Here is a 22,283-nt window from a genome sequence, read left to right on the forward strand (position 1 = left end):
TACTTCTTAAGGTTTTGAAAAATGTTGCAACTGCAGGAAAGATAAAAACATTTGAAATCATTAACACGATAGAAAAATTTAAGCCTCCTTCAAAGGGACAAAAACCATTTCTTATTATGTATATATTTACAAGTAATATTATGACATTGAGAAAAATGGTACAAACAGCAAGAATATAATTTGTTCTGGACCGCACGAAAGTTTTATAATTAAAACTGCAAAATAACATTTTTTTCATCTATACTTTTGCCTTGAAGCAAAAGTATGCAAAAGTTCAAGACGGGAATCTTCCGCTAAAAATTTTAATGTACTCCTAAAATTTCCAAACTCGCATGGATCATTCGGTCCTGCTTCCGTTCTGAGTAAGTCCAATGCTCAGACAGTGGAAATTTTTTAACGGATTACATTGAAATTTTCTTAACGCTACTGATTCCTAAGTCGCATATTAACGCAATAATCTACCTTTAGCATTGAATTGTCATTAGCAGAAAAGCCAGAAAAGCTCCTAAAACAGCTACAACCATTCCTAATATGTTCAGTGCTAACATTATAAATTTACTTCTTAAGGTTTTGAAAAATGTTGCAACTGCAGGAAAGATAAAAACATTTGAAATCATTAACACGATAGAAAAATTTAAGCCTCCTTCAAAGGGACGAAAACCATTTCTTATTATGTATATATTTACAAGTAATATTATGACATTGAGAAAAATGGTACAAACAGCAAGAATATAATTTGTTCTGGACCGCACGAAAGTTTTATAATTAAAACTGCAAAATAACATTTTTTTCATTTATACTTTTGCCTTGAAGCCAAAGTATGCAAAAGTTCAAGACGGGAATCATCCGCTAAAAATTTTAATGTACTCCTAAAATTCCCAAACTCGCATGGATCATTCGGTTCTGCTTCGGTTCTGAGTAAGTCCCATGCTCAGACAGTGGATTTTTTAACGGATTACGTTGAAATTTTCTTTACGCTCCTGATTCCTAAGTCGATTGGTGGAGAGTGTATAAAATAGGCTGTCCCATTTCTGAGACAGCCTGTTTTTACTATTTTTAATTAATTAATCGATAATAAGTCCGCAAGGTGATCCTACCGGAATACATTTTCTTTCCAATGAACACCAGAAGTATCCTGCAAGACACATTGGGATACCTCCCTGAACTGTTTTCAATTCTCTTTTTGAAAGTTTTCTTAAATTTTTCATAGTAACGTTTTTTTGATTTTTCTCCTACTCTATATGCTTTTCGGATTACGCTTTAATTTGGTAATACAATATACAGATTTTTAAGATATAAAAATATAACTTATTCATTTTATTCAACTTACAACGGCAAGTTATTTAATATTTCAGATGATTATTATTGTATATTAATATAGTCTCTTAAAACAAGGAAGATAAAAACCTCTGCTGTTGCAGAGGGTTTGTTTTATTTGCTGGCATGAGCGAGACACTCTCGCCATCGGGGGGGGAACAAAAATATCTACCCACAACGACAAAACTTGTCGCATTAAAATCCAAATGAATTCATTGATTTCAAGTCACAAAAAAACCACTCTTCCGAGTGGCTTTATATTTTTAAAGTTTTATTTTACTGATAAATGACTTCATCATTCTTCTTGATCTGGTAGCTTTTTTTATGTGGAGTTAAGACATAGCTATCTTTAATATAAGATCCGCTTTTCCAGATCTTCCCTTTTCCTTCTTTATTTAGGATAATACTTTTTGCAGCTCCATCGGGAATAAATACTTCAGCTTTAGTCATACTTTTATTGAAAATAACTGCCGTCATTGAAGTGTAGCTTTTATCTGAATTTACTTCTTTGAGTTTTATTTTCTGATTGAAAGTCTGTATACAATTATTTCTTAACTGTGAATAGGTATATCCCGCAGAGCCGATACAACCGTGAACATCTCTGTCACCTCCCAGAACAGGAGTACTTTTTTGCGCAAAAATGAATGAACCAAGGAACATGGCACTGAGTAAAATTATTTTTTTCATATGTAAAATTTTTGTTTTCTGATGGATTAAAAATATCCCAAAAAAGGGATATTAATTAATTTCTCCCTAAGGTACAAAAAAAACCACTCTCGCGAGTGGTTTTTCTTTTTTGAAAACCGGATCTTATTGATAGATCACGATATTATCTTTTTTAAGCTGATATCCGTGCTTTTTGTAAGGAACCAATACATAACCATCCTTTTTCCATGCTTTGGCTCTACCTCCTGCTCTGGTAAGGATAATGCTTCTTTCTCCCGCATCTTTTACAAAAACCTCAGCTTTTTTCATGTCTTTACTGAAAATAACTGCAGCTATTGAAGTATAGCTGTCTTTCGGAGCTACTTCTGTTAACTTGATTTTCTGCTCAAACGTTCTTATACAGTCTTTCTTAATTTGAGAATAAGTATACCCTGCAGAACCAATACATCCGTGCGCATCTTTGTCACCTCCTTTTATTACTCCTTTCTGTGCAAATGCTAAAGAACCAAGGAACATTGTGCTTAATAAAATTGTTTTTTTCATGTCGATTTGTATATAATAATTACTCGTGGTATTATTAAAAATCGTGCCAAAAAAAACATGATAACACAATCCGGTGAGTTACTCTTCAGATATTACTTAGTCCAGTTAATCTTTGAATGCTGAACATTGTCAGAACTGGTTCCGATCATGATATCAAATTCACCTGATTCCCAGTCATATTTCAAATCTCCGTTATAGAACTTCAGGCTTTCAGGAGTAATATCAAAAGTTACTTTTTTAGATTCTCCTTTTTTCAAAAATATTTTCTGGAAACCTTTTAGTTCTTTTACCGGCCTTGTAATACTTCCTACCATATCTCTGATATACAGCTGAACAACCTCAGCTCCATCATAGTTTCCTGCATTGGTTACTGTAACACTTGCCTGAACCGTCTGATTTCCTTTCGCAGTAGTAGTGGAAACTGTCATATCCGAGTAATTGAATTTGGTGTAGCTTAATCCGTATCCGAAAGCATATAAAGGCGTGTTACACTCATCCATATAGTTTGAGCGGAATCTTTCATACGTACATTTATCTACTTTATCCTGACTTAGCGGGCGACCTGTATTTTTAGCATTATAATAAATAGGTACCTGTCCAAGGCTTCTTGGGAAAGTCATTGGAAGTTTTCCGGACGGGTTTACTTTTCCGAAAAGAACATCTGCAATAGCATTACCTGCTTCAGATCCTGCAAACCATGCATTTAAGATAGAATCCGGAGTATCTTTTACATTGGTTAAAGCTAAAGGACGTCCTGTGAAAAGAACCATTGCGATTGGCTTTCCGGTTTTCTTTAATTCGTTGAGTAAGTCGACTTGGGACTGAGGAATGGTAATTTCTGTTCTTGAAGAAGATTCTCCACTCATTTCAGCAGATTCTCCTATAGCCAGAACAATCACATCTGCTTTGCTGGCAACGTCTACCGCTTCTTTTAACAATTCTTCTTTGGAACGGTTATCTCTGTCTGTTTTTTTACCGTGAGCAGCATAGATTTCTTCTAATTTAGCATCATAATCTATATTGGCACCTTTTGCTGATAAAAACTTAACTTCTTTTCCGTAGTTGGACTGCAATCCCTGCATCAAAGAAACTGAAGCTGCGTGTTTTGTAGCAACACTCCATGTTCCGGCCATATTCATTGAGTTATTCACCAATGGTCCAATCACAGCCACTGTTCCTGATTTTTTTAAAGGCAATACCTGATTGTCATTTTTCAATAACACCATGGATTGAGCAGCCGTATTTCTAGCTATATTACGGTTTTCCATATTATAGACTTCTTTTGCCGCTAACTTCGCATCTCCGTGCTTGTATGGATTATCAAATAAGCCAAGATCATATTTTGCTTCAAGAATTCTTCTTGCGGCCATATCAATTTCAGCCTGTGTCACTTTTCCTTCTGCCAGAGATTTTTTTAAAGTGGTTAAAAAACCTTCTCCTACCATATCCATATCAACTCCAGCTTTTAAAGCCAGAGCAGATACCTGCTGAAGATCTCCCATACCGTGGTCTACCATTTCATTGATACCGGTATAGTCTGTTACTACGAAGCCTTTGAACTTCCATAGATTTCTTAATACTTCAGTCTGAAGCCATCTGTTTCCTGTCGCAGGTACTCCATCCACTTCATTGAAAGAAGCCATTACCGAAGCAACACCTGCGTCCACTGCTGCTTTATAAGGAGGGAAATACTCATTGAACATTCTTACATGGCTCATATCAACTGTATTGTAATCTCTTCCGGACTCACCTGCTCCATATAGGGCAAAATGTTTTACGCAAGCTAAGATATTAGTTCCATTGGCAAGGTCTTTCCCCTGATAGCCATACACCATGTTTTTAGAAATTTCACTCCCTAAATAAGGGTCTTCTCCTGAACCTTCTGATACTCTACCCCATCTTGGTTCTCGGGAAATATCTACCATAGGAGAGAATGTCCAGTTAATCCCATCAGAAGCTGCTTCTCTGGCAGCCACTTTTGCTGACTGCTGGATAAGATTCATGTCCCATGAAGCTGCTAATCCTAAAGGAATTGGGAAAGTAGTTTCATAGCCGTGAATAACATCCATCCCGAAAATCATAGGAATTTTCAGACGGCTTTTTTCTACAGCTACTTTCTGAACAGCTTTGATCTTATCTGCTCCTTTTATATTGAATAATCCTCCTACTAATCCCTGCTCTACTTTCTTTCCGATATCAGAACTCTGTGCCTGTCCTGTCGTGAAATCCCCGGAAGTGGGAAGGTTCAGCTGGCCAATTTTTTCATCCAATGTCATTTTAGACAAAAGATTATCTACAAAAGCTTTCTTTTTAGCCTGATACTGAGCCGTCTGGTAAGACTGAACGGGCTTCGTTACCATTTCCTGTGCGGAAAATACAGGAGCCAATGCTAAAGTGGCGATTACAATTAACTTTTTCATAAATCTATCTTCTTAAATTATTGTTTATATTTTTTGCTTTAATTTGATGGGTTTATTTTTCAATCATTGTGTGTTGGATTACTTTTCTTTCTTTTTTGAAAGCATCCATTCATACAACGCAGGGTTTGAATAGGCAGAATCCCATGAATTATGATTATCATTCGGGAAAATAACCAGTTCTGCAGTTGGGTTTACAGGATGCAGTTTTTGATAAAAATTAAAGGCATTGGCTGGCAATACAATATCGTCCATCCCGCCATGAAAAATTTTCATATTCAGATCTTTAAACTGATGAATATTGGCGGTCATTACCTGATCTATCGGTGCACACACCGAAGCCACAGCAGCAAACATTTCCGGATGTTCCATGGCTAGTTTTAAAGTTCCCCAGCCTCCCATCGAAAGTCCTGTAAGATAAATGCGTGAAGCATCAATTTTATATTTCTTCTGAATTTCTTTGATGAGATTATACACGCTAACGGTATCCCACCATGTTCCTTCCGGACATTGAGGTGCCAGAATAGCTACAGGTTCTTTGATCAGCTTTTTATAGGTAAACGGACTGTGGGCTTTTACCAAATCAAGGTTAGTCCCGCGCTCTCCGGAGCCATGTAAAAAAACAATCAAAGGAATATTCCCTTTCGTATTCTTGGGATAATCCAGAATATAGGAGATTTTTTCCTGTCTTTTAATTTCTTTATTGAGTTCCCCTTTTATCTCCTGTGCGCTCATTGGTAATGAAAACGGCAGTAATAAAAGAGGGATATGTTTCAGTTTTAGTTTCATATTGTTATTTAGGTTTTAGCTAAAAGCCAGCGGATTTGATCTTTTTTATTTTAAACGGCTCACTGCGACTAAGCTTTGGATAATAGCCCGTTCCTATTAATTATTTTATTCCATACTTGGTTGACTGGAAGCTTAGTTTTTTCAATCCCTGCTGAATTTCGGGAGCATTCATAAACAGTTTCCAAAGGAATCCCGATCTATAGTTTTCGATCATTGGTGCTATTGTTCCCTGATCTATCGCCAGATATCTTGGGGTAAACCAATTGTTATAATTGATAGAGGTTGCATCATAAGGGCCTGCCGATCCTATAAATTCAGGTTTTTGAGTATAAATGAATCTCAGGAAAGCCATGGACTCTTTTGGGGTATAGGGAAAACTGCTCAATGCAGCGGTAGGAGTGATTACTCCATTATCATTGCCTGGCATGTGAGCGGTGTAACCTGTAGTTCCATCCTCGTTTCTTGTATAGCCGGCTGTCAGTCCCCAATAGTTGGGTCCGTAACCTTTCCATTGTTTTGGATTTTCGACACAGTATTGATAGTCGATAAGGGTTTGATTTTTATTGATGTCAAAGTAATTTTTGACAAGTTTATCGGATAATCCCGTCGGATCAAGCCCGATATATGAATATTGTGCCCAGAAAAGCGGGCCGCCGTATTCTTCGGCATAATTATGTTTTACATACAGGGGTAACCCGTATTTTGTTTTGTCTGTAAGGTAAGTTCCGTTTCTGGTCCATCCTTTATAGTACGTTTCGGCATCAATGGAATAAGTAGGTGAAGATGCTGCCAAGATATACGTGATCAGACATTCATTATATCCTTCAAGAGGAAAATTCATTTCCCATTGGTAATCCGGTGACCAGTGCCAGTAAAGAACTTTCTGACCTCCTTTGGTATACCAGTTCCACTGAATTCCTTTCCATAGTTCGTCACATTTTGCTGCCAGGGCTTTTTCTTCTGCATTTCCGTTTTTAAAGTATTCACGGACCATCAGTATTCCTGAAGTAAGGAATGCGGTTTCTACAAGATCACCGCCATTATCTTTTTTACCAAAAGGAACGGTTTTTCCGGTTTCCCCATTAATCCAATGTGACCAGGCTCCTTTGTGGCGGTCTGCTTTAGCCAGAAAATCCATGATATGAGTAAGTCTTTTCACCGCTTCTTTTCTTGGAACAAATCCTCTTTCCACTCCTACCAGAATAGTTGCCAACCCAAATCCTGAGCCTCCTGTAGTGATCACGTGCTTATCATTATCCGGATAGATATTGTCTTCATGGTAACGCTCTCTTCCCAACAGTGAGTTGGGTTCTGCATAATCCCAGAAATACTTTAAAGCATCTTTCTGTACTCTGTTCATCAGTTGTTCATCTGTGATATTACTTTTTACGGCTTCCGTTTTTCCAGTCTCCTGTTTGACAACGGGAGCATTTTTACAGGAATACACAAGGAATAATGAAGTAATAGCCATTGATAATACGTTCCTTTTCATGAGCTCTCTTTTTATAGGGTTTATTACTAAAAGAAGAGGAGAACTTTCATTCTCCTCTAATGTTTATGGTTTATTTTTAATAGCCAGGGTTTTGAGCAGACAATCCACCAGCTTCCATTATGAAGTCTTGTGGAAGTGGGAATACTTCATGTTTCCCAACGATGAATTTTTTACCACCATCGGCTGCCATTGCTGCTTGTGCTTGTCCGGTTCTTACCAGATCAAACCATCTGTCATGTTCGAAAGCAAGCTCTAATCTTCTTTGTTTCCAGATATCCAATCTTACGTCTGCCTGAGAAGAAGCAGTAGTGTTTCCGATGTTAGCTCTGTTTCTTACCTGATTCAGGAAAGGAATAGCTGCAGATGTTTGTCCCAATTCGTTCATTGCTTCAGCTCTGATTAGTAATACTTCGGCATATCTCAGATAACGAATGTTTACGTCTGTTGAAGCCTGATCTCTATAATTGGAAGAATAAGCTTTATAATTATAGAATTTATTTTCTGTATTTGGACCTACATAATACCCATCATATAAAGTCATATCTCTGTGGATAATCGTAGCATCTCTTCTAGAATCTGTTGCAGAGTATGCATCATACAGACCTTGGGTAGGAGTAGAGAATCCCCAGCCCCAGCCTGTAGTACCTCTTGCTCCCTGAACCTGGCTATACTGCTGGATTGCTCTTCCTGCTGTTCCTCCTGTTCCGTTGATTTCAAAAACAGATTCAGCATTATTTTCTCCTGAAACTTTATAAATATCTTGGAAATTAGGTGTCAATGAATAACCTGTAACCAAATTAGTCTCATCTACAGCCAGCTGCCATTTCTTCTGATATAAATACACCTTAGCTAAAAGCGCATGAGCAGCACCAACAGATGCTCTCCCTATATTACCTGCCCCATAGGCTGATTTATTAGGAAGAACGGCTATGGCATCCTTAAGATCCTGTTCAATGAATGCATAAATTTCTTCCTTACTTTTCCTAGTTAATGTCATTTGCTTGTCGGCTTCAACTCCTGTTACGGGAACGTGATCTACTAGCGGGACTCCTCCAAAAGATCTTACCAGCGTAAAGTACATAAATGCTCTTAAAAACTTTGCTTCTCCTGTTAATCTCTGAAGTAATTGCGGATCTGCTTTATCTAATTTAGGAAGATATTTTAGCGCCTGATTACACCTGTTAATCCCCTGATAATTAGAAGCAAACAATTCTTTGAATGATGGTGTTGATGCTGTAAATGTTAAAGCATCTAAAATATCTTTATCTGAACCCGAGTCACTTGGACTTGAACCTTTATCTGCATCATCAGAAACAATTGATGTCACTCCAATCCATGCAAACGTACTCATATTCCAGTCTAAAAACTTAGCATAAATACTAGTTACCAAGCTATTGGCTCCTTCATTATTATTGTATATTTCACCCAAAGCATCTTCAGGAATTTTTTCTGTAGGTGATACATCAACGAAGTCATTGCTGCAACTCTGGTTAACAGCTCCTAAAATTAAAAATGCAGCTGCTATGATATATTTCTTATTCATTTTTTTAAAAATTTAGGTTAACACCAAATACAAAAGATCTCAATGTAGGATAAGCATCTAATTCTACCCCTGCACGTTTAATTGGATCACCTTCTGCTGTAGGATCTGCAGGATTATATCCTGATAATTCTGAGGAATATCCTGAGTATTTCTGGAAAACAAAAGGATTAATCGCACTTACATAAAGCTTAATTGATTTCATATAATCCGTTACATTTTTAAATGTATATCCTACTGAAATATTATTGATTCTGAAATAATCTCCGCTTTCCAAATAGAATGTAGATGCAATTGGGATATTTGCAGGATTTACAGGATTTGCTGCATTAGTGTTTGTAGGAGTCCAGAAATCATTCGCTACAGAAGCTTCAACATTTTCTCCACCATTTCTTTGTGCTTTTTTACCATTGTACACTTTGAATCCAAAAGCTCCATAACCGCTCAAAGCAAAATCCCAATTCTTGTAAGACATTGAAAAATTAACACCTAAGGTTGATTTTGGTATGTAAGAGCCAAAGAAACGTCTGTCTCCCGGATCTGCACTTCCGGTAACTCCATTACCATTTAAATCTTTGAACTTCAGATTACCGTTTGCATCATAACCATCTGCTTCCCATAAGTAGAAACTTCCTAATGCGTAACCAATTGCATTAGCATTAAAAATTTTTGTATCCTGTCCGTTTCCAAGATTTCCTCCCACAAGTTGAGAAACCGGCTTGGAAAGATCAATGCTGGCAAGCTTGTTCTTATTGTAAGAATAATTGGCACCAATTGAATAAGTAAAATCCTCACCTACTTTATCAGCCCAGTTTAAACTTATTTCAGCACCTTTATTGACAACACTTCCCATATGTGAATAATTCACTTCAGAAATACCTGTTGCAAGATAAGGTACCACCCCTAAGATAAGATTATTGGTTTTTCTGTTATAAACATCAAAGCTACCGGATAACCTTTTATCTAGGATCGCAAAATCTAATCCCAAAGAAGTTTCTTCTGTCACTTCCCATCCTAAACTAGGGTCATATCCCTGATTAACAGTTATTCCATTACTTACAGGCGATGTCCCAAATCCGTAATTGTATGTTGCACCGGATGAAAGTGGCAAATAATTTAACGGAACCTTCTGGTTACCTAATTTACCCCAGCCTCCTCTTAATTTTAAAAGATCAAAGAACCCATCCTGCATAAAGCTTTCTTCAGAAATGATCCATCCGGCTCCAAATGATGGAAATGTCCCCCATCTGTGCCCCTCAGCGAACTGAGATGATCCATCTCTTCTGAATGTCCCGCTTAATAAATAACGGTTCATAAATTTATACTGAAGTCTTCCGAAATAAGAAATTGTGGTGTTTCTGTTCCCTTTTATAGATTCAATGGCTTTGGTTGTATTATCACTAAATAAATTACCATAGTAATCTACACCATCCAGATTCCAGTAGTCTTGTGAAACGGGTACATTCTTTCTGTTGATCGTTAAGGTTTCAAGGCCGTTGGCAACTGAAGCTTCTGTACCGGCTACAATTTCAATATCATGGTTTCCTACTTTCTTGGTATAGGTTAAATAGTTATTAAGTACCCAGTTGAAATAGTTTTGGCTTTTATTGGTTAATCTTGTCAGAGGCAAAGAAGCATCATATCCACTGTCAACCCTCATTGGATCGCTATCTAACCAGAATGCTTTTGAATTTACAAAATTGTAATATTTATAATTATTGTACTCACCACTAAACTGAGAAGTAAACTTCAAATCTTTATAAATATCAATATCCAGTTTTAAACCACCCTGCAATAAGAAATTTTTTCCCCTTTGATTATCATAAGCAAGCTGCATTACCGGGTTGCCTACATTATTAAATCTTCCTCCTTCATAATCGATATTTCCGGTAGTCTTATTATAAATAGGCTGTCCATATTTTCCATTCGGATAATATACAGGGACTAATGGCGATTGTTTATAAGCATTTGTAAAAGCACCATACGATTTAGGAGTATCATTGGTAAAGGTAGCACTTAAAGTCTGCGCCAATCTGATTCCTTTGGTAATTCTGAATTCGTTATTGGTTCTTACTGTAGTCCTGTTATAATTTGTTCCTTTAAGGATAGACTGCTCATCATAATTACTTAAACTTAAGAAGTATTTTGCAGCTTCAGAAGATCCTGAAATAGAAACATTATGTTGGTTATAAATCCCTGTTCTTGTAATTTCTTTGAACCAATCTGTGTTGTACGGCTGATTAGGGTTCAGATAAGTACTTGCCTTACCAGCATTATTATAATTTGCAAATTCAGACCCGTTAGCCATTTTAATGGTTTTTAAAGGGGTTCTGAATCCAACCAGGCCATCATAGGAAACACTTAACTTCCCTTTACCTGATTTCGTAGTAATAATGATTACCCCGTTAGCAGCTCTGTTACCATAGATTGCCAATGCTGCAGCATCTTTCAATACATCATAAGTAAGAATATCATTAGAGTTGATATTGTTGATGTTATCGGCATACATTCCATCAATTACATATAAAGGTGTTCTTCCACCCAGTACAGTACCAAGTCCTCTGATCATTACTGTCGGGGTTGATCCCGGCGCATCAGAAGCAATAACCTGTACTCCGGCAGCTTTTCCCTGAATAGCCTGTGATGCATTCAATACTTTGGTTCTGGTTACTTCCTCCGCACTGATAGAACTGATAGCTGTTGTATTATCAACTTTTTTACGGCTACCATATCCAATCATAACGACTTCGTCGATCTTCTGGACTTTAGCAGAATCCTGCGTAACCTGTGCATTCACGTTCATCCCGAAATATAACACGGCAATGAGACCTGAATACTTTAAATTACTTTGTTTCATATAGTTTCAATTTTATTCAAATAAATTCAAATTTGTACCTGTCTCTAAATAGTGGAGTTATTTAAAATCTCAAAAAAAGACATTAGCCAAAAATATAAAAAATATCCAATACTGTTAAACTATCTTAAATATTTAAAAATTCCTACATTTTATTAAATGAAAAATACTAAAAAATTAAATTTTACAATCCTTTATTTAAAATCAAGATACTTTATTCATCATATCTCTAAATGAAATTTTAAATGTTTTGACACAATATTCACCAAAACATGTACTCAATTTAATATTTTGTTAAATACAGAATAGTAATTACCTTTGGTGCAGTTTTTGACAAAAGCATCTTAGAAATACATAATAAAAAGATCAATGAAAAAATATATCATTGCAGCCGCTCTTCTGATCGGGACTGGTGCTGTTATTACCACCAGTGTACAATCCTGCACTTCACTGGCCACATCAGACATGGGGCTTTCCATTATAAAAAGAATTCTGCTCAATGGTATTGATAAAGGAATGGGTATCTATGGGAATAAAGAAGCGTTCCTGCAGAATAATATGGTTGATAAAGCTCTTCCCAAAGAATTGAGAGATATTAATTCTACTCTGGAAAAAATTGCGCCCTCTCTCGTTGCTAAAGAAAGAGATTATATAGCACAGGCAGCAGCGTACACTGTAAATACTTCAAAACCTATTTTACAGGATGCAGTAAACAGCCTGAATGCACAGGACGTAACCAGAATTATGCAGGGAACCACTGCTACACAAATTCTGAAGGAAAAAACATCCCAACAGCTTATTGCTGCCATTGCTCCAAAAGTGGATGAAAAGCTGAACGAATATGGCATTGTAAAAACAATCAATACAGCGTTATCCGGAAGTAATTTTCTGGGCAGCCTTCTAGGTGGAAATAATAACACTGTCAATTCAGGAGGGCTGAGTAAACTTGCTTCTGAACAGTTGGTAAATGGGTTATTCAACATCATCGAAGATTATGAGCACCAGAACTCCAAGTCGCTGCTGGGACCATTTGGAAAATAGGAAAATTTTCGTTATATTTATATTATATTAACAATTGCAGATGGATATATTACAAGGAAATCAACACGCAAGCCCTGAAGATTTTTATCAGTCTTTGAGGGAGAAACTGGAAGATCATCATGATTTTCCGGAGGATTATTTATTTAAATTTATTATTCCTACAGACCAGGCAAAACTTACTGAAATTTACAGAGTTTTTGATGGTATTAAATTTACACTGGGAAACCGTGAAAGCAAAAATGGAAAATACACAGCCTGCAACATTAATGCATTTGTTTTGGATGCCAATCAGGTAGTGAATATTTATAAAGAAGTAGCAAAAATAGAAGGCGTTATTCTATTGTAAAAACAAAGACCGTTTCATCATACTGAAACGGTTTTTTATTATTTAAATCATAAAAAAAGAACATGATGAACATCCAACTGATCCTGTTTACCATCATTTTAGCAACCTCTGCGACAAGCTGCATGCATAAAAATAACAACGAAAATAATACATCCAATATCCCTTCTGCTGTTCAGCAACAAAAGATTGAACAGATCCGATTAACAGAAAGAACAAGAGGATTCAGCAGAAACATTGTTTTTACCCCTTCCTCAAAAGAATCCAATATCAACGAAGAGATCACGAATACAAAGATCTCCAGTGCCGAATGGACAGCAATCTCTAAGTTGGCTCAGAACATTGACCTACCGAAGATATCTGAACTTAAAGCTCCTACTACAGGCAGACATTCTGACCAGGCGATGATAGCATCTATTATTATTACTGCTGGCGGAAAAGAGTACACTTCTTCAGACTTTGATTCCGGGCGCCCTCCAAAAGAGCTGGAAGCTTTATATAAGGCAATAAACGGCCCGGGTACAACGAAAACCCCATAACATAAAAGATCCGCTCTTTAGCAGAACGGATCTTTTTATTTATGAAATTTCATTTATTTTTCAATAAAGAACTTTACATTTTCAATGGGTCTTCCCAGCATTGCTACTGAGCCTTTTACCAGAATGGGTCTTTGTATCAAAGATGGATTCTCAGAAAGAATTTTTATCCATTCTTCTTCCGAATAGTTTTTATCTGCATAGTTCTCAATATACAGTTTATCTGTTTTACGGATAATATGAAAAACACTCTGGTTCAGCTTCTTCAGCACCGTTCTTATTTCAAGAGGACTTAAGGGATCTTCAACAATATTAATGATCTCAAAAGACACTCCGTTTTCGTCAAGATACTCCAGTACAGCATTTGACTTTGAACAGTTTCCGTTATGTAAAACTTTAACTACCATGATATAATTTTTCAAGAATTAAACTTGATTTGAACAAATTTAAAAAGATTTACCCTGACTATGTCTTAATGTTCTGATAAAAATATGTTAAAACAATCCGTGCAGCTCCGCTTCTATCTTCTCCAGAATAAATCCGAAATCTTCCGGTTTTTCAACGAAATCCAGATCATCCACTTCCACAATAAGAAGTTTTCCTTCTGTGTAATTGGAAATCCATTTTTCATATTTCTGGTTCAGTTTTGAAAGATATTCAATACTGATGGATGCTTCATATTCACGACCTCTTTTGTAGATTTTTTTTACCAGGTTAGGAACATCTGATTTCAAATAGATTAAAAGATCCGGAGCGGATACAAAAGACTTCATCAGATCAAACACTGATGAATAGTTATTGAAATCCCTGTCTGAAAGAAGATTCATATCATTAAGGTTTTCTGCAAAAATATGGGCATCTTCATAGATGGTACGATCCTGAATAATATTTTTTCCACTTTCTCTGATCTCTTTCACCTGACGGAATCTGCTTCCCAGGAAATATACCTGCAATGCAAAACTCCATTTGCTCATATCTGAATAAAAATCTTCCAGATAAGGATTATGATCTACATCTTCAAATTGTGCATCCCATCCGTAATGCTTGGAAAGCATCGTTGTCAAAGTTGTTTTTCCGGCTCCGATGTTTCCTGTAACTGCAATGTGCATAATATTCTTTTCCTTGTATTTACTGATTAGTTGATAAGTTTTTCGATGGCCTCAGTCTGAACTTTAGAAGTATCTTCGATTAATTTCTGTAAAGTATTGTCTGAAGGCTTCTCTGCTGTATTCTCATCAGGTTTCTCTTCAGTCTTTTCTACTGGTTTTTCTGTAGGTGCCTGCAGAGATTCCGGCTGAGCTTCGAGCTGTTTTTGCTGTTGGGCTTTCTTTACTTTTTCAAGGCTGTAAAGATAGAGTTTGTTCCCTTTGATTGCAAAATAAGAGAGGATGTTTTTATCCACAATTTGCGCTTCCTGATCTTCGAAAACGGTTAACATACCTTTTTCAGGCACATATTGTGATATAAAATTATTGGCAACAACCAGGATTATATCATTCTCTCTTCGAAAACGTTTTCCATTCTCCAAAGGGGCTTCGAATATTTTTTCAAATTTCAGGTTGTAAATCCTGATATGTTTTCTGGTTAAAATATAGACCTTATTTTCATAAACCAGCATATCCATCAGATCTTCAAAGCTGATATCAAAAGGATATGAATTGATGGTTGTATCATTTCTGAAATTATACTGTATCAAACGTTTTGTACTGTCATCCAAAAGCCACAGCTGCTGAAGATCTTCAGCATAAGCCATTCTGATAAAACCAAATTTCTGTTTAAAATCCAATCTTTGAATCTCATTCATATTCTGGTCTACAAATTTCATTTCCTGAGCATTTTCGGAAAACAAAGGTACATTCAGTGGATTTTGTACCGTCTGAACTTTGTATGGAACAGTAAGCATCATTTTCCCGATCTGCTTTCCTAAAGAATCGTATTTGGTAAAACTGAAATCTTTATTTTTATAGATATACAGATTTCCATAGTCGTCAGCAAGCATATCTTTAGCTTCCTTAAGTTTCAAAGTATCCAAAGGAAGAATATTCTGCGCTGAAGCCGTACAGAAAAGGAAAAAAAATAGTATGTTTAAAAACTTCACTCTGTTTTTTTAATTGGGGTTAATTTACTGAAAAATAACGTTACCCAAAAGATGTTTAAGTTTGATAGAATCTTCTCTGATGTTAATCAAAACTGAGACCATCCTGTTGCTGAAAAAAAGCTGTTCTACAAAAGATATAATGAGTTTATTTAAAAGTAACTTCATAAATTTTCTCCCAGTTTTTTCCTGTCACCAGCATATGATCACCTTTAAAAGCAATTCCGTTTAAGACATGCTCGCTGTCTCCCTTATCATTTTCTTTGGTCAATTGTGAAAAATCAAATTTTCCAATAACTTCTCCATTTACAGGATTAATTTTTAGAATTACAGGTTCATGCCAAACATTAGCATAGATAAGTCCGTTGTGATATTCAAGTTCGTTGAGCTGATTATAAATCGTAGAATTTCCGCCAACTGCCATAGTTTTCACTACTTTTGAAGGATTATTGACATCCAGAAAATAAAGATTCTTAGAACCATCTGTTGCGATCAGGTTTTTTCCGTCATACGTCAGTCCCCAACCCTCTCCAATTACACCAGGCAATGGAAATTCAGAGATTTTTTTCAAAGTGTTTTTATCATAAATAAAACCAATTTTATTCTGATATGTCAGTTGATACACCTTATCTCCCACAATGGCACAACCTTCAGAGAAAATCTCAGCAGGCTGCTTTGCAACAATCCTGGGAACATCTGATCCTAATGTATATTTTATAAGCTGTGAAGCTCCTTTCATTCCGTCACTTTCATACACTGTATTTCCTTCCACTACAAAGCCTTCAATAAAATTCTTAGGATCATGGGGATAATCAGCTACTATTGTATAAGGAATGTTCTGCTCAGGTGTTTTTGTGAAAACATTGATAGTAGCATCCTGATTGAGCACTTCACCTCCTTTTGTTTTAATATTAAAGGTAACAGCATTATCTCCTAATGTGAAAAATTTAGGATCAATTGTTAAATCTGTTGTTTCTTTATCTCCAAAGCTGATCGTTACGCTTTCTGCATTTTCCGTCACCTCTTTTGGAAGGTCAAGCTTATCTCCGAAATGATATCCTTTTGCTTCCTTTGCATTGTTATAGTCTGCCAGAGAATCAAGCATTTTTTCTTTGTTACTACAGGAAACTAAGAATAGAACTGCAGCAAAACCCATCGTAATGTTTTGCTTCATAAAGGTTTTAATCATTTGCCAAAAGTACTAAAATTTAATCCTCAAAACGAAAATAACGCTCCCAAGGGAACGCTATTTTTATTTTTATCCATAAAATCAGATTATTTGATCTGAACTTCATAAATCTTTGGCCAGTTTTTTCCTGTTACCAGCATATTATCTCCTTTGAAAGCAATTCCGTTCAGTACATCATCACTTCCTTTGGTATTTTGTTTTGCGATTTCTGTAAAATCAAAAGTTCCCACTACTTCTCCATTGGCAGGATTGATTTTTAAAATGATGGGCTTCTGCCATACGTTGGCATAAATAAATCCGTTGTGGTATTCCAGTTCATTCAACTGATCATATGCCTGGGAACTTCCTGCAACAGCAATATATTTAATCAGTTTTGAAGGATCGTTTACATCAAGGAAATATAAAAGCTTACTTCCGTCAGAAGCAATCAGGCTTTTTCCATCATAGGTTAATCCCCAACCTTCACCCAGTACATTGGGATAAGCAAATTCTGAAAGCAGTTTTAAAGAATTTTTATCATAAACATATCCTTTTTTGCTCTGCCATGTCAACTGGTACACTTTATCGCCAACGATGGTGCTTCCTTCAGAAAAATCTTCCTGAGCCTGTTTCGTAGAAGCAAGCGGAGTTGTTGTTCCCAGTGTATATTTTAAAATCTGTGAAGATCCGTTTTGTCCGTCACTTTCATAAATGGTATTTCCTTCAATCTGGAAACCCTGTACAAAATTTTTGGGATCGTGGGGATATTCCGCTACAATCTGATAAGGAATATTTTTTTCAGGATTTTTTGCAAATACATTGATCGTAGCATCCTGATTCAGGACTTCACCTCCTTTTGTTTTAATATTAAAGGTAACAGCATTATCACCTAATGTAAAAAATTTAGGGTCAATTGTTAAATCTTTTGTTTCTTTATCTCCAAAGCTGATCGTTACGCTTTCTGCATTTTCCGTTACCTCTTTTGGAAGCTCAAGCTTATCTCCGAAATGGTATCCCTTCGCCTCCATTGAAGTATTATAAGTGTTTAATGTATTAAGAATCTCTTTATCCTTATTACAAGACGCCAATAATAAAATCGCTGCGAAACCCGCTATTATACTTTTTTTCATTGAATTTCTAAATATTTCTCCAAAAATAGCAAATTTTATTCCGTATTGCCAATATTATCTGCGGGTTCACCAAATTGTAATATGTATCCATTGTTGTCATAGATAGCAAATTCTCTCATTCCCCATTCAAAAGTTTCAATTTCATAGCAGACTTTGGCTTTTGTTTTAAGGTCTTCCCAAAGATCATCCACTTTATTTACATTGAAATAAAAAGAACCTGAAAACCCGATTGAAGTATTATTTTCGTGTTCATTAGGCTGAGAGAGCATAATGTACACTTCATCTTTTCGAAGAGAGGCCCACTGCCAGTCATCATTTCTGCCCATCAGTGTAAATCCAAGAACGTTCATATAAAATGCAATGGTTTCATCAAGGTTTTCTGTCCAGAAGACAGGACGAAGTGTGGTAAATTGTATCATAATTCCTGTAATTCAAAGGTATCTTTATGGATCTTCATATTCAGGGAAACCCATGTTTCCTGATCAATTCTGGCTTCGCTCTTAACATCCGGATCAAAAGCAAAACCTACTTTCCGGTAACATTCAATAGCTCCTGTATTCCAGTCGTACACATTCAGTTCAGCAGTTTCTTTATCAAAATGACTGAATCCATATTTCAGAAGCTCCTGCATTACCTTCTTCCCATAGCCTTTTCCTCTATTGTTTTCATCCCAGATCAGAACTCTTCCCAACAGGAATGTTTTTTCTTTTAGAAATATCTGTGCATGCCCGATTGTATTTCCCGACTGATCTGTAATTTTAAACAGGGTTCTCTTTTCATCAGATAAGTCTGCATCAAGTTGTTCTTCTGTGAGAGGAAAATGGTATGCGGGGCCGGCAAACTGAAGAAGCATCCTTTCATCTTTTATTTTTGAAATCAGTTTTGGGGCATCTTCTATTGTAAAAAGGTGTAATGCGATCATTATTTATTTTCTATATATTCTTTTAAACTCTGTCCTAAAATCGTATTCCAGCCCTTTACAAAATTTTCTCTTGAAAAGCCTTCCCCTAAGTCTTTAAAGTTTTCAATATCTTCGTGGGTTAACTTTACCACCGTGTGTTCATTTTCTGGCTGTAATTCCCAGGTTACAACAGTTTTCAGAGTTGAAAAATCAGGATAAGACCATGTGTGCTTTAATTTTTGGTTAGGTATTATTTCCAGAATTTCACCGTGGTGATGGTATTTATTCTCACCTCCGGGTTCATAGAAATTAAATTCCTTACCTGTTTCCAATACAAAATCCTGGATATCAAAATACCAGGATTTCATTTCTTTTTTATCGGTTAATGCTTCCCAGACTTTTTCAGCCGGAGCGTTTATTGTGTACTGAACTGTGATGGGTGTGCTCATATGATGGATTTAATATGTTTAAATGTACACAATTTTATCCATAATATTTAACCACAAAAGTCACAAAAGTTTTTATCTACTAAATTATTTAAGTTTAAATTTCTACTCATGAGAAGTACACGTAAGCCTTTAAAATTCAGAATTTTACTTTTGTAAACTTTTTATTCCTGCAAGTATTTTAACTTTTATCTTTTGTGACTTTTGCGGTTTATTTTGTAATTACCCATGTGAAAAACCAGTAATCTTGGCTTCATCAAAATCCAGCTGCATTTCAATGGTTCTCATCACATGATCATCGAATATCTTTTCTCTTTTCATTCTGTGCAATTCATTTCTCTGTGCCTGAATGATCTGTCGAAGGACATCTTTATTTTCATTGATAGCGGTTACATAATCTCCTGTGGAAGCCATGCATTGGGCTTTATCTGCCATCAGCATCATTTCATTTTCCAACTTGTGCTTTTGATGACGTACAAGGCTGTTGGTTACAGCTAATTCAGAAAAGTCATTATCCAGTTTGTGCAAAGCTGTTTCCTTTAGTTTGCGCATAAGGATTACTTCCTGTTTTTCTTCCGGCAGTTCACTTCCGGCATCCTGAATATTCAATAATTTCAAGATTGGACTCAGCAATAATCCTTGCCCTACCAGGGTAATCAATATAATAACGAAAGTTACAAATAAAATAATATTCCTATGCGGAAACGCTTCTCCGTTGGGTAAAAATGCAGGAATTGACAATGCGGCAGCCAGTGAAACGACTCCTCTCATTGCTGCAAAACTGATGATAAAAGGCTCTCTCCAATCCGGTTTGGGAACTTTTAATCTTAATTCTTTAGAGCAGATTCTTGGAAAATACATCAATGCATAACTATACAAAATTCTTGTTCCGATAATCGCTCCGCCAATCACTACACTGTAGAAAATACCTTCTGAAATGGTGTATTCTTGCATTCCCTCCACTACAATAGGAAGTTCAAGACCAATCAGGATAAAGATAATGGTATTCATCAGGAATATCAGTACGCTCCATACATTCCCGGACTGGATTCTGGAGGTATGGCTTAAATAGCAATGTGAGTTATAAGACATCAATAAACCTCCAGCCACAACAGCCAACACCCCTGAAAAATGAAAATGCTCTGCTCCCACATACATAATGTAAGGTACGATAAGAGTAATAATGGTATCGATATTGGAATTGGTAGGAATAATCTTAAGCAATGCTCCAAAAAGAGATCCTACCGCCACTCCTACAGCAATTCCACCGATAGCCATTGTAAAGAAATCCTGAACGGCATCCCTCCAGATAAACTGTCCTGAAATAACGGCTGCCAGAGCAAATTTAAATACAATTAAACTGGATGCATCATTGATAAGGCTCTCGCCTTCCAGAATATTGGTAATTTTCTTAGGAATTTTCATATGCTTCAATACCGAAGTAGCAGCTACCGCATCCGGCGGAGAATTCACTCCTCCCAGCAGGAAGCCCATTGCCACGGTAAGTCCGGGAATAATAGAAGATGAAAGATAAGCAACGACTATGGACGTTAAGAATACCAATCCGAAAGCCATGGAAAAAATTTGTTTTCTCCACTTATGAAAATCCTGCCATGAGGTAAACCAGGCTGCCTCAAACAAAATAGGCGGCAGAAAAATAAGAAAAACAAGGTCAGGCTCTATTTCAATGCGCGGCATTCCCGGTACGAAGCTTATCAGTAATCCTGCAATTACAAGAAAAATAGGGTAAGCTACTTTTAATTTCTGCCCGATCATTACCAATATCATCACAGACAGCAGGACTGCAATGGATATTATAACATAGCTGTGAATCATTTTAAGTTAGTTTTTTTAAGTTTTATTTTTTTATTTTGGGATATCAAATATTTATTATTACCCAAACCTTATAGGTTTTAGAAAGCTATAAGGTTTAATTTAATCCAACGTTTAGACTTTATCTTTACAACCGGAAAGAATTAAAGCACGATATTATTCTTCGGAGTAATGGCTGGCGGAAGATCAGACTCATCCAGCATATCTCTCATATCGATTTCAATGGTACGGCTGATCTGGGTGATTGGCACATCGTTAGGACTTCCTTCAAATGGATTGACGGAAGCTTCTCCTACATTGTCTAGCGTATGGAAACACCAGGTTACCAGTAAAGAAAATGGAATATTAAACCATAGTGTCCAGCCTTCTACCATTGTTCCTTCTCCTAATTTGTCAAATTCTTTCAATAATCCAAAAGGCACAAAAACAATAAAGAGAAGCAGAAGATAGGTGGTAATGGAAGAGAAATTTCTTGGATATGGAAAATTTTTAATTCTTTCTGCTTTTCCCTGATCGTCGGTAAACTTCACCAGTTGCTGATTGATCTGTGTCCATTGGAAATCATTCAGTTCTCCTTTTTCATAAGCTTCGGACAAAGCTTTACTTTGCATTGCCATCAATTGGGTCGCTCTGTTTTTTTTGCTTACAATGTACTGACGTTCAGATTCAGAAAGATATTTTTTCAATTCTTCGTCCAGTTGGGTCAGTCTCTCGGGAATGTCATATTTTTTAGCATATTCATCAAACTGATCTGATCCCATGTTTTCCCATGCCCTTGGCTCACGAAGCTGAAATCGCAATGCGGTAAGCCATGCATAATGACGAAGAAACATTTCTTTTACTTTACCCGGATCTTTTGAGAGTAATGCATCTCTGAGAATATATCCAAAGCTACGGCTGTCATTAATAATTGCTCCGTAGATCTGTCTGGCTTCCCACAGTCTGCTGTAGCTGGCATTGTTTTTAAATCCAACGATAAAGGCAACTGCTGTTCCCATAATCGCAATCGGCTGCCATGGAACTGAGAGAAATTTCCAGCCCATAAAATACAGAACTGTAGGGATCGCAGATAATACAACCAGTGCATAAATACTCCGTCTGGTCCAGATAATGAACTCCCGGGCTCCGAATCTTTTTCCTGAATGCATAAGTGTTTATTTTATTGTGTTTAT

Annotated in this window: 21 protein-coding genes; 3 read left to right on the forward strand and 18 right to left on the reverse strand. The window is 36.4% G+C overall.

The window, feature by feature from the left end; translation table 11 throughout:
* Positions 1 to 1,064: 1,064 nt before the first annotated feature.
* The 8 genes from FB551_RS23250 to FB551_RS09600 all read right to left on the reverse strand — a co-directional run bounded on the left by FB551_RS23250 (position 1,065) and on the right by FB551_RS09600 (position 11,621).
* Positions 1,065 to 1,208 (reverse strand): bacteriocin-like protein, encoded by a 144-nt coding sequence (locus FB551_RS23250; RefSeq protein WP_156121528.1) that lies wholly within the window; start codon positions 1,206 to 1,208, stop codon positions 1,065 to 1,067.
* A 385-nt stretch (positions 1,209 to 1,593) separates the two neighbouring features.
* Positions 1,594 to 2,004: a hypothetical protein gene (locus tag FB551_RS09570; RefSeq protein ID WP_142017034.1), complete on the reverse strand. Its 411-nt coding sequence runs from the start codon at positions 2,002 to 2,004 to the stop codon at positions 1,594 to 1,596.
* A gap of 123 nt (positions 2,005 to 2,127) precedes the next feature.
* Positions 2,128 to 2,526, reverse strand: a complete 399-nt coding sequence (locus tag FB551_RS09575) for a hypothetical protein (RefSeq protein WP_047433606.1) — start codon at positions 2,524 to 2,526, stop codon at positions 2,128 to 2,130.
* Positions 2,527 to 2,618: 92 nt separating this feature from the next.
* Complete coding sequence (bglX, locus tag FB551_RS09580) at positions 2,619 to 4,946, reverse strand: beta-glucosidase BglX (RefSeq protein WP_142017036.1); 2,328 nt, start codon at positions 4,944 to 4,946, stop codon at positions 2,619 to 2,621.
* Between the two features lie 78 nt (positions 4,947 to 5,024).
* Positions 5,025 to 5,732 carry a carboxylesterase family protein gene (locus tag FB551_RS09585; RefSeq protein WP_142017038.1) on the reverse strand — a complete coding sequence of 236 codons (708 nt, stop codon included), beginning with the start codon at positions 5,730 to 5,732 and terminating at the stop codon, positions 5,025 to 5,027.
* Positions 5,733 to 5,832: 100 nt separating this feature from the next.
* Positions 5,833 to 7,224: a glucoamylase family protein gene (locus FB551_RS09590; protein ID WP_142017040.1), complete on the reverse strand. Its 1,392-nt coding sequence runs from the start codon at positions 7,222 to 7,224 to the stop codon at positions 5,833 to 5,835.
* A gap of 76 nt (positions 7,225 to 7,300) precedes the next feature.
* A complete protein-coding gene (locus tag FB551_RS09595; RefSeq protein ID WP_142017042.1) occupies positions 7,301 to 8,767 on the reverse strand; it encodes a RagB/SusD family nutrient uptake outer membrane protein in 1,467 nt (488 codons plus the stop codon).
* 4 nt (positions 8,768 to 8,771) lie between these two features.
* On the reverse strand, positions 8,772 to 11,621 hold the full coding sequence (locus FB551_RS09600; RefSeq protein ID WP_142017044.1) for a SusC/RagA family TonB-linked outer membrane protein: 2,850 nt from the start codon (positions 11,619 to 11,621) through the stop codon (positions 8,772 to 8,774).
* Between the two features lie 366 nt (positions 11,622 to 11,987).
* Between FB551_RS09600 and FB551_RS09605 the strand changes: the two genes are divergently transcribed.
* The 3 genes from FB551_RS09605 (at position 11,988) to FB551_RS09615 (ending at position 13,541) form a co-directional block, all read left to right on the forward strand.
* The gene (locus tag FB551_RS09605; RefSeq protein WP_047433611.1) at positions 11,988 to 12,659 is read left to right on the forward strand and encodes a DUF4197 family protein; all 672 of its coding nucleotides are present in this window, start codon (positions 11,988 to 11,990) and stop codon (positions 12,657 to 12,659) included.
* A gap of 40 nt (positions 12,660 to 12,699) precedes the next feature.
* On the forward strand, positions 12,700 to 13,005 hold the full coding sequence (locus FB551_RS09610; RefSeq protein ID WP_047433612.1) for a DUF493 family protein: 306 nt from the start codon (positions 12,700 to 12,702) through the stop codon (positions 13,003 to 13,005).
* 62 nt (positions 13,006 to 13,067) lie between these two features.
* A complete protein-coding gene (locus FB551_RS09615; RefSeq protein ID WP_142017046.1) occupies positions 13,068 to 13,541 on the forward strand; it encodes a hypothetical protein in 474 nt (157 codons plus the stop codon).
* Positions 13,542 to 13,594: 53 nt separating this feature from the next.
* Here the strand turns inward: FB551_RS09615 and FB551_RS09620 are convergent, their stop codons facing one another.
* From FB551_RS09620 to FB551_RS09665, 10 genes are all read right to left on the reverse strand, one after another.
* Complete coding sequence (locus FB551_RS09620) at positions 13,595 to 13,945, reverse strand: ArsC/Spx/MgsR family protein (RefSeq protein WP_142017048.1); 351 nt, start codon at positions 13,943 to 13,945, stop codon at positions 13,595 to 13,597.
* A gap of 87 nt (positions 13,946 to 14,032) precedes the next feature.
* Complete coding sequence (locus tag FB551_RS09625) at positions 14,033 to 14,647, reverse strand: deoxynucleoside kinase (RefSeq protein ID WP_002977952.1); 615 nt, start codon at positions 14,645 to 14,647, stop codon at positions 14,033 to 14,035.
* Between the two features lie 26 nt (positions 14,648 to 14,673).
* Complete coding sequence (locus FB551_RS09630) at positions 14,674 to 15,636, reverse strand: hypothetical protein (protein ID WP_052187090.1); 963 nt, start codon at positions 15,634 to 15,636, stop codon at positions 14,674 to 14,676.
* Positions 15,637 to 15,781: 145 nt separating this feature from the next.
* Positions 15,782 to 16,807 (reverse strand): glutaminyl-peptide cyclotransferase, encoded by a 1,026-nt coding sequence (locus FB551_RS09635; RefSeq protein ID WP_047435832.1) that lies wholly within the window; start codon positions 16,805 to 16,807, stop codon positions 15,782 to 15,784.
* A gap of 101 nt (positions 16,808 to 16,908) precedes the next feature.
* On the reverse strand, positions 16,909 to 17,931 hold the full coding sequence (locus FB551_RS09640; protein ID WP_047433614.1) for a glutaminyl-peptide cyclotransferase: 1,023 nt from the start codon (positions 17,929 to 17,931) through the stop codon (positions 16,909 to 16,911).
* A gap of 35 nt (positions 17,932 to 17,966) precedes the next feature.
* A complete protein-coding gene (locus tag FB551_RS09645; protein WP_142017050.1) occupies positions 17,967 to 18,350 on the reverse strand; it encodes a VOC family protein in 384 nt (127 codons plus the stop codon).
* On the reverse strand, positions 18,347 to 18,853 hold the full coding sequence (locus FB551_RS09650) for a GNAT family N-acetyltransferase (RefSeq protein WP_142017052.1): 507 nt from the start codon (positions 18,851 to 18,853) through the stop codon (positions 18,347 to 18,349). Before FB551_RS09650 ends, FB551_RS09645 begins: the two co-directional genes overlap by 4 nt.
* The gene (locus FB551_RS09655; protein ID WP_142017054.1) at positions 18,853 to 19,281 is read right to left on the reverse strand and encodes an SRPBCC family protein; all 429 of its coding nucleotides are present in this window, start codon (positions 19,279 to 19,281) and stop codon (positions 18,853 to 18,855) included. The genes FB551_RS09650 and FB551_RS09655 overlap by 1 nt, the downstream gene beginning before the upstream one ends.
* Positions 19,282 to 19,500: 219 nt before the next feature.
* The gene (locus FB551_RS09660) at positions 19,501 to 21,114 is read right to left on the reverse strand and encodes a Na+/H+ antiporter (protein WP_142017056.1); all 1,614 of its coding nucleotides are present in this window, start codon (positions 21,112 to 21,114) and stop codon (positions 19,501 to 19,503) included.
* A 140-nt stretch (positions 21,115 to 21,254) separates the two neighbouring features.
* Positions 21,255 to 22,259, reverse strand: coding sequence for a bestrophin family protein (locus FB551_RS09665; protein WP_047433619.1), 1,005 nt, complete (start codon positions 22,257 to 22,259; stop codon positions 21,255 to 21,257).
* Positions 22,260 to 22,283 lie beyond the last annotated feature (24 nt).

This window comes from Chryseobacterium aquifrigidense (genome assembly GCF_006716485.1).
GTDB lineage: Bacteria > Bacteroidota > Bacteroidia > Flavobacteriales > Weeksellaceae > Chryseobacterium > Chryseobacterium vietnamense.

Coding starts and splice junctions, on each gene's coding strand:
- FB551_RS23250 (WP_156121528.1), bottom strand. CDS start 1,208: ATGAAAAATTTAAGAAAACTTTCAAAAAGAGAATTGAAAACAGTTCAG.
- FB551_RS09570 (WP_142017034.1), bottom strand. CDS start 2,004: ATGAAAAAAATAATTTTACTCAGTGCCATGTTCCTTGGTTCATTCATT.
- FB551_RS09575 (WP_047433606.1), bottom strand. CDS start 2,526: ATGAAAAAAACAATTTTATTAAGCACAATGTTCCTTGGTTCTTTAGCA.
- bglX (WP_142017036.1), bottom strand. CDS start 4,946: ATGAAAAAGTTAATTGTAATCGCCACTTTAGCATTGGCTCCTGTATTT.
- FB551_RS09585 (WP_142017038.1), bottom strand. CDS start 5,732: ATGAAACTAAAACTGAAACATATCCCTCTTTTATTACTGCCGTTTTCA.
- FB551_RS09590 (WP_142017040.1), bottom strand. CDS start 7,224: ATGAAAAGGAACGTATTATCAATGGCTATTACTTCATTATTCCTTGTG.
- FB551_RS09595 (WP_142017042.1), bottom strand. CDS start 8,767: ATGAATAAGAAATATATCATAGCAGCTGCATTTTTAATTTTAGGAGCT.
- FB551_RS09600 (WP_142017044.1), bottom strand. CDS start 11,621: ATGAAACAAAGTAATTTAAAGTATTCAGGTCTCATTGCCGTGTTATAT.
- FB551_RS09605 (WP_047433611.1), top strand. CDS start 11,988: ATGAAAAAATATATCATTGCAGCCGCTCTTCTGATCGGGACTGGTGCT.
- FB551_RS09610 (WP_047433612.1), top strand. CDS start 12,700: ATGGATATATTACAAGGAAATCAACACGCAAGCCCTGAAGATTTTTAT.
- FB551_RS09615 (WP_142017046.1), top strand. CDS start 13,068: ATGATGAACATCCAACTGATCCTGTTTACCATCATTTTAGCAACCTCT.
- FB551_RS09620 (WP_142017048.1), bottom strand. CDS start 13,945: ATGGTAGTTAAAGTTTTACATAACGGAAACTGTTCAAAGTCAAATGCT.
- FB551_RS09625 (WP_002977952.1), bottom strand. CDS start 14,647: ATGCACATTGCAGTTACAGGAAACATCGGAGCCGGAAAAACAACTTTG.
- FB551_RS09635 (WP_047435832.1), bottom strand. CDS start 16,807: ATGAAGCAAAACATTACGATGGGTTTTGCTGCAGTTCTATTCTTAGTT.
- FB551_RS09640 (WP_047433614.1), bottom strand. CDS start 17,931: ATGAAAAAAAGTATAATAGCGGGTTTCGCAGCGATTTTATTATTGGCG.
- FB551_RS09645 (WP_142017050.1), bottom strand. CDS start 18,350: ATGATACAATTTACCACACTTCGTCCTGTCTTCTGGACAGAAAACCTT.
- FB551_RS09650 (WP_142017052.1), bottom strand. CDS start 18,853: ATGATCGCATTACACCTTTTTACAATAGAAGATGCCCCAAAACTGATT.
- FB551_RS09655 (WP_142017054.1), bottom strand. CDS start 19,281: ATGAGCACACCCATCACAGTTCAGTACACAATAAACGCTCCGGCTGAA.
- FB551_RS09660 (WP_142017056.1), bottom strand. CDS start 21,114: ATGATTCACAGCTATGTTATAATATCCATTGCAGTCCTGCTGTCTGTG.
- FB551_RS09665 (WP_047433619.1), bottom strand. CDS start 22,259: ATGCATTCAGGAAAAAGATTCGGAGCCCGGGAGTTCATTATCTGGACC.